Here is a 6,667-nt window from a genome sequence, read left to right on the forward strand (position 1 = left end):
TGATGTCCTCGGTCTCATTAGGGCGTGGAGTCTATTAATGACTTTAGCGGTCTCCCTTATCGGCATTGGTTATGCTATCACCTTGGGCTTTACTATGGCTTAAGAATTGTGTACTCGGTAATGGCTGTGATGGGTGCCTTATTTCTTCATGCCAGTGTTAACGTGCTTAATGACTACTACGACTTTATACACGGTGTTGACAGCCCCAACTCACCCACGGCGGTTTATAGGCGTCAACCACTGGTCATGGGTACGGTAAGCCCATCATTCATTAAGAACCTGGGGTTCTCACTAATAATTGCGGGGGCTACGATTGGCACATATCTAACGGTAATGGAGGGCTACCTAATACTGGCGCTTGGGTTACTTGGTGTGTTCCTGCTATACGCCTACACGGGACCACCATTCACGCTTAAGTATAGGGGGCTTGGTGAGTTATCGGTTGCATTAACCTGGGGCCCATTGCTGGTCAGCGGCTTCTTTGTGGCTGCATCTGGTGGTTCATTAATACCAAGCGTGCTCTTAATATCATTACCGCCATTCTTCATAATGTTCTCGATAATATACGCAAACAACTACAGGGATAGGGAGTACGACGCCAAGGCCGGAATTAGGACTTTAGCCATGTTAACGGCTAAGTACGGCTACCAAATATACATGGGCTCATTGATTACGGCCTACATAATCAACACAGCATTGGTAATCACGGGCATGCTACCATACACCGCGCTGTCCACGTTATCCACGGCAGCCCTAATACCAAGACTAGCAAGGGCCTTCAGGAATAACGCGCACAACATAGACGCAAGGACAGGCCTCCTATACACAATATACTGCCTAATATACGGCGCAGCCCTAATGATACCAACGTGAGCGGCGAACCAACAATAAAAACTTAATATATGCCCTAAATAATTAATAACCCCGGCCCGTAGCTCAGCCAGGTAGAGCGGCGGCCTCCGGAGCCGTAGGTCGTGGGTTCAAATCCCACCGGGCCCGCCAGTTCCTTGTTCAGTTTCTCTTTGATCATTGTCATTATCGTTTACGGTGTCATTGGTGTACATTTACACAAACTTTATATACGTGGGTGATGTAGATTTTTACGGTGAATCTGCATGGTTGACTGCTCGTTACTGGATATTGAACAGTTAACCCATAAACAGCGACTTTTAATTCTTATATTATTTTATTGAATAATAAAGGAATTAAACCTCGTGACCTGGGTGTCACGAGTAATTACATTAGTATGGTTAGGAGTGGTAGGGCTAGGGTTGGTGATGGGCTTTTATGCTTAATGCTTAAACTCCTAACACCAGAGGAGCTCCAGGCCCTATTGAAGGGCTGGGTTCCCGAGAAGAGGGCTTCTTTGAATGATGCCCTTAGGGTGATAATAACTGCCAGGGAGGATCCCGAGTTCCGTGAGCAATTCCTCACATTGCTCTCCAGGTACTTGGGTGATTACGTGCAGGCGGTTGGTAAGACTTGACACGTCACGTATGAGGACATTGAGACTTACGTCAAGGCCATGAGGCTTAGGGGCGTTAAGGAGAAGACACTGCATGACAGGCTTCACTACATCCAGAGGGCATTAGGGATTACTTGGCCGAGGTCCTTGAGGAGGAGGGGCCAAACGTTGTTAGGTAACGTGTCGGCAAGCCTAAAGTCCTTCATTAAGAATGTGCTCCAGCCCAGGGATCCAGGGCTATTCGCAATACTCCATAACTCATTCAAGACGATTAAGTCAAGGAGTAATAATAAGACCAGGCTCCCAACGATTGATGAGTTAAGGCAAATCCTGCAAAGGATTGAGTCAATAGAAGCCAAGGTTTACTTCCTCAATACTGAGCAGAGACTGGTTTGAGACCTGGCGAGCCGTTTCTAATCACAATGGACGATGTGGATCTCGATCATGGCCTGCTTAGGGTTGGTAAGGTGACTGAGACAAAGAGGTCATTCATAGCCTTCCTGCAGCCAAAGACCATTGAGTTCACTAGGAGCCAGTACCTGCCCAGGCGTGACAAGTTCGTTAGCAACATAACCAAGCCCATCGAGGCGAGTAAGTGGTTTGGGCAGGAGGTCATTGATAGGCTCAGGCAGAGGTTCCTACCCTTTGACCAGGGCAGGCTAAGGAGGGAGATTAAGGACGCTGCCAGGGCAGTGCTTGGTAGGGAATTCGAGCTTTATGAACTTAGGAAGTTCTTTGCTACCTGGATGATTAGCCATGCGTCCCAGAGAGCATTGTGAATACACTCCAAGGCAGGGCTCCACCCACTGAGTACAGGTACTCATTGAGCATTATTGGAGTCCTAGGCATGAGGAACTTAGGGATTGGTACCTAAGGAATGCACCGTGTTTACTGTGCCAGTGATCAAGAGAAAAACCCTAATCAACACCGCATGTAACTAGCACTGATTTTGAACGGGCAACCTCACCCAGTGCATTTTACATGTGTTAATGATCATGTTTTTGAGCATTCGTTAGTTACCTTTATTATTATTATGTAATTACTAACCATCCTCATACTTGATAAGTAGGTTTTTCAGGAGCGACACATAGTAGGTCTCGATCTTTTACCCCTACTTATCGTGGATCTTCTCCTCATGACCGCAACAAATGCGAGTCTCGATTTGGCATATCCTTTTTCATTGCAATCTAGTGTGAATATTCTTGTTCAATGCTCATTAGCCAGTCTTATGTCCATATTTTCCCTTGGCATATCCTCGCCCCTCATTTCTCTAAAGAAGCAATTAATCCTTAAGTTCTTTTCCCTTGGAATTCAATGGTAATCAATAATTTTCTAAGTTCATATGATAAGGGGATTGCGTATATTAATGTTATAGCTATGGCAATTAGCAGTAGAATTAGTGCGAGTATTAGGTGTCTTTTTACATACACTTCCTCAAGCAGGGGTTTATCGCTTACGTAGAGTAGTACTGACACGGCTCCCGTTACCTAGGTAGCCATGGCGCCGATCACGGCACTAATGACATCAATAGAAACATGGGTAAGTATTGTAATGATGATGCTAAATAAATAAGTGCCTATGGGTGTATAGTTGAATATTCCCAATGCGGTTGCATTATAACGTAACCTCAGGCTAATTCTAGGCTCTATTATTACTGCCTTCCTATCTTCTCTCTGGCGACTGGTTACTTCCTTTCTTTCTTTCCAATTCTAGTAATTTCTCTAATTCTTCTCTTTCCTTCTCTAGCTTTTTACGAATAATCATCATCAAAGCCTGGGAATCAATATAACAGTATGCCTGCGTGCTTTCCTTATCATTTTTACCCGCTGAGGTATCAAGCATTATCACGCCAACATCTCTCCTTATGTCTTCAATGGGTTTATTAGACATCTTATCATAAATCTTCAATGTTAGTTCTCTTTTCCTTATACGGACTCCCTTGGGCAACCTAATCACGACATGCACAGAGTTTATTCTTGGTCCATCTGGAAAGAGGGCAAGTTCAGGAAATGTGTTAAAGCCAATACTAAAATTGGCATTTAAAATGTTTCTCCACCCAACTAGTTCCTCATGTGGTTGTGCCCTAATTCTCTGAATAACAATGAAGTACCGCCTATTAATCAACTTAACCAAGGCCAATGGATGGTACGTCACAATCTCATCGCGAAGAAAATATACCAAGGACCAAACTCTTCCATAAAATATGGATAATATACGTAGTAATATTGGTGATACCTCATAAGAAAGCGGTATATAGGCGTTCGTATTTTTAACCAACTTAATATATTGGTTAATTAAATCAGGAGCTTTCTTACTAACTTCACCTGGTGTTCGGTATTTCAGGATCTCATTAATAGTCTGTAATATTTCATCTCTGATCTTCCCTTTCTCATCCTCATCTATAATCATTATCTTTAATAATTCATCAAATATTTTATCGGCGTACGCTTTAGTGCCTGTTCCCTATAACTGCTTGGTAGTACTATGATTCTCTCATCGTGCTGCCCCCTTGTTCTGTATGTGAAGGTTGCCCTGCGCGGTCTCGGTGGTAGTGGTACCACGAAGTAACACTCACGCCTGCCCTTACACCAACTAGGCTCCTCCAAGACCTCACCAACAATAACCTCATCATAAGTAACAACATCAGGCAATATATCAACAACCCTAAGAAAATACCTCAAAACACGAACCCTACCACTAAAGTAATAATCAAGTGAATTCGATATAATGGGATCCATTGTGTTAGTACAGTAGCTTCCTCCGATCATACTCTTATGTTATGCTCTTGCTAGCTTTGGCATCGGTTTTCCTTTTCTCCTCGTGAATCTTCTCTATTTTAGCTATGCATTCATCGATGAGTTTCTCATTGATTAATTTCTTTTTCTCGTCAGACAGGTTGGGGTATTCCCTCTTTAACTCCTCCAGTAACTCCTTAACGGTCTTGTACCTCTCCTCGAGTTCGTTGTCTTCCGCTGTTTCTATGTACCTCGGTATGACCACCTCAAAGAGCTCCCTATAGAACTCGGGAATCCTGTCCCTATTCTCCTCAATCGCTATCGCCATCGCGAGCGCGAAAATAGCATCACCAATACTCCTATCCACGCCAGTACTATCCGTATTCCTAATTACCGCGTCCCAATCAATGCTCTCAATAATTCTAGCAAATTTACTATATTCATCATTAGATGAACTCAATTCTGTCTTCCTTATAATTGCTCTTGTCTTACTCAACCACGGTGTATCTTGGGCGTATTAATAAATTGATTATGCGTTTAAAATAATTAATGTAATCGTTTGTATCGTAAATGCTTATTTTATAAGTCCTTTTCTTAATAAAATATGTTATGCTAAGTAACTTAATGCGTAATGCATTAAGAATAGAACCTAAAATAATTCGACTATCACGGCTCATAGCAGTTAAAAATTAAGAGAAATACTTATAAGCTTTTCTTAAAATCCTTTTATTCTTATGCTATTCTTTAGCCTACCTGCTATAGCTGTGGTGTTTGTACGGCGACTTGTCCCTTAGCCAGGAGGGGCATGAATTTCCGAGGAAGATAATAAGGTACGCAATCCTTGGTCTTGAGGATAAGCTAATTTCAAGTACTGAGCCCTGGCTATGTTACTTCACCATCTTTAATATCAAACTTAACGAGACCATTAGAGTACAAGTTTCTAATTACCAAAATTGTACAAGTTTAGCTTTACGGGTCTATTTGCATGAGAGAGCCTTCAGAAGCCATAGGTCGTTGGGTTCAAATCCCGCTGGGCCGGCCAAATCTTCACGACCTTTAAAACCTCGGTCGTTTTAAGGTCAATAAAGCTTAAAAACTGGGTTGGTTACGTGTGTAATGGCCAAACCGAGATAACCCGGCCATAGGCAGGGTGGCACCACCCGGACTCACCAGAACCCGGAAGTGAAACGCCCTGCCGCGCACGGGAGTACTGCGGTCCGCGAGGCCGCGGGAAACCGGCGTGCCGGGACCTCGGGGCTATAACATCCTACCTACCTCCTAGCATTAATGAATAAAATACAGGAACCAAACTCAATTTTAATTGGGTGAAGGAATCTTCGTTAAAACTAGGGGATTTCCAGGCGGTTGTTAGTAACCATTCGTGGCAATGCCGTGAATTCACCAATCATTATGAACATTGGCGTTGTGGCGGTTATCCTCAGGGCTAGGTTCAGTATTGGGTAGTTGGCGAGCGCCGCGAATAGTATAGTTACTGCGTGGTTAATTACGTAGGGGATCAATAATAGCCTCTCCACCCTGGTAATGCCCAGGACACTAACGCCGGTCAACGCCTTATGAACCCTGGCATAAATCAGGGCCCAGGGACCACGCCTAGCCACCAGGGCATAAACAAGCACGAGCCAGGCGGCAACGCTTAAACCAATTACAGTTAACGAATTACTAAATAACAGTATTAATTGAAAGGCCAGGGAGTAGATAGCCGTCATTACCACAAAAACCAGATTCGCAAAAACCACGCCTTCCTCAATACCCTCATTCATACCGCAAACGATAAAGGAAACCAGGTATTTAAACCATTCTACAAAAGCAAAATGAGAAAACAGCATCGAAATATTTCCCGGAATCAACGGTAATACCACGCACTCACTAGGTGATTGACCAGGTAAAGGGTAGTAACGAAATTAAAATGCCCGAACGAAAGTTAGACATCCAAAATGTAACGATATTAAGGACAAAAACTTAAAAGCATAAATAGCAAGAATACCATTGCCGGGGTAGGGTAGTCTGGCGAGACTGGGGAGACCCAGTCTCGGGCAATTAACCTGCGGGCCTGTGGAGCCCGTGAACCCGGGTTCAAATCCCGGCCCCGGCCCCACCAGAGTATTGATTCCTGGTTATGATTTGGGGTTTGTTTGCCCGTGGGCCCTTGGGTGGGGTTATTGACAGCTAGGTTTTTCATTGCCTTTGTCCTCCTTTCCTTGCCCTCGCTCACTGCCTCCCCGAGCATCCTCCTCAGCACCTCGCAGACCTTGGTCATGAGTTCTGGGTGCTTCTTTACCTCGCCTTGGCTTACGTAAACCTCGAAGCTACTGCTTATGCTCCTAAGTCCAACATCCTCGTAGCCTGCTCTTTTCAGCGCTTCCCGAACAGTCTCGGCATCCTTGAGACTCCTGCGTTTAGTCCTAACCTCAACGAAGCCTGCGTTATTCACGTGAACGTTCATTTT

The 6,667-nt window shown here is 44.2% G+C and carries 8 protein-coding genes, 2 tRNA genes and 1 rRNA gene; 7 read left to right on the top strand and 4 right to left on the bottom strand.

From position 1 onward, the window contains the following. Nucleotides 1-129: 129 nt before the first annotated feature. The 5 genes from JCM16159_RS05495 to JCM16159_RS05515 all read left to right on the top strand — a co-directional run bounded on the left by JCM16159_RS05495 (nt 130) and on the right by JCM16159_RS05515 (nt 2,244). A complete protein-coding gene (locus JCM16159_RS05495) occupies nt 130-873 on the top strand; it encodes a prenyltransferase (RefSeq protein WP_243666020.1) in 744 nt (247 codons plus the stop codon). 52 nt (nt 874-925) lie between these two features. After that, nucleotides 926-1,002: transfer RNA gene (locus JCM16159_RS05500), tRNA-Arg, on the top strand. 244 nt (nt 1,003-1,246) lie between these two features. After that, complete coding sequence (locus JCM16159_RS05505) at nt 1,247-1,486, top strand: hypothetical protein (RefSeq protein ID WP_243666021.1); 240 nt, start codon at nt 1,247-1,249, stop codon at nt 1,484-1,486. A 39-nt stretch (nt 1,487-1,525) separates the two neighbouring features. Continuing rightward, on the top strand, nt 1,526-1,861 hold the full coding sequence (locus tag JCM16159_RS05510) for a hypothetical protein (RefSeq protein WP_054857187.1): 336 nt from the start codon (nt 1,526-1,528) through the stop codon (nt 1,859-1,861). Next, nucleotides 1,858-2,244, top strand: coding sequence for a site-specific integrase (locus JCM16159_RS05515; protein WP_054857188.1), 387 nt, complete (start codon nt 1,858-1,860; stop codon nt 2,242-2,244). The genes JCM16159_RS05510 and JCM16159_RS05515 overlap by 4 nt, the downstream gene beginning before the upstream one ends. Nucleotides 2,245-3,127: 883 nt before the next feature. Here JCM16159_RS05515 and JCM16159_RS05520 read toward each other — a convergent pair. From JCM16159_RS05520 to JCM16159_RS05530, 3 genes are read right to left on the bottom strand one after another with little or no spacing between them, the layout of a single operon-like run. Further along, nucleotides 3,128-3,874, bottom strand: a complete 747-nt coding sequence (locus tag JCM16159_RS05520) for a hypothetical protein (protein ID WP_054857189.1) — start codon at nt 3,872-3,874, stop codon at nt 3,128-3,130. 5 nt (nt 3,875-3,879) lie between these two features. Continuing rightward, a complete protein-coding gene (locus JCM16159_RS05525) occupies nt 3,880-4,203 on the bottom strand; it encodes a hypothetical protein (RefSeq protein WP_054857190.1) in 324 nt (107 codons plus the stop codon). Between the two features lie 34 nt (nt 4,204-4,237). Then, nucleotides 4,238-4,696, bottom strand: a complete 459-nt coding sequence (locus tag JCM16159_RS05530; protein WP_054857191.1) for a hypothetical protein — start codon at nt 4,694-4,696, stop codon at nt 4,238-4,240. A gap of 635 nt (nt 4,697-5,331) precedes the next feature. Here JCM16159_RS05530 and rrf point away from each other — a divergent pair. Continuing rightward, nucleotides 5,332-5,452: ribosomal RNA gene (gene rrf / locus JCM16159_RS05535) — 5S ribosomal RNA — on the top strand. 94 nt (nt 5,453-5,546) lie between these two features. Here the strand turns inward: rrf and JCM16159_RS05540 are convergent. Next, nucleotides 5,547-5,981: a hypothetical protein gene (locus JCM16159_RS05540; protein WP_054857192.1), complete on the bottom strand. Its 435-nt coding sequence runs from the start codon at nt 5,979-5,981 to the stop codon at nt 5,547-5,549. Nucleotides 5,982-6,209: 228 nt separating this feature from the next. Between JCM16159_RS05540 and JCM16159_RS15115 the strand changes: the two genes are divergently transcribed. Beyond that, a tRNA-His gene (locus JCM16159_RS15115) sits at nt 6,210-6,316 on the top strand. Nucleotides 6,317-6,667: the final 351 nt, after the last annotated feature.

This window comes from Vulcanisaeta sp. JCM 16159 (genome assembly GCF_001316265.1).
Classification (GTDB): Archaea; Thermoproteota; Thermoprotei; order Thermoproteales; family Thermocladiaceae; genus Vulcanisaeta.

What these genes read in the sequence shown, in the direction of transcription:
- JCM16159_RS05510 (WP_054857187.1), top strand. Translation starts at nt 1,526, where the DNA reads ATGAGGCTTAGGGGCGTTAAGGAGAAGACACTGCATGACAGGCTTCAC.
- JCM16159_RS05525 (WP_054857190.1), bottom strand. Translation starts at nt 4,203, where the DNA reads ATGGATCCCATTATATCGAATTCACTTGATTATTACTTTAGTGGTAGG.
- JCM16159_RS05520 (WP_054857189.1), bottom strand. Translation starts at nt 3,874, where the DNA reads ATGATTATAGATGAGGATGAGAAAGGGAAGATCAGAGATGAAATATTA.
- JCM16159_RS05505 (WP_243666021.1), top strand. Translation starts at nt 1,247, where the DNA reads ATGGTTAGGAGTGGTAGGGCTAGGGTTGGTGATGGGCTTTTATGCTTA.
- JCM16159_RS05540 (WP_054857192.1), bottom strand. Translation starts at nt 5,981, where the DNA reads ATGAATGAGGGTATTGAGGAAGGCGTGGTTTTTGCGAATCTGGTTTTT.
- JCM16159_RS05495 (WP_243666020.1), top strand. Translation starts at nt 130, where the DNA reads ATGGGTGCCTTATTTCTTCATGCCAGTGTTAACGTGCTTAATGACTAC.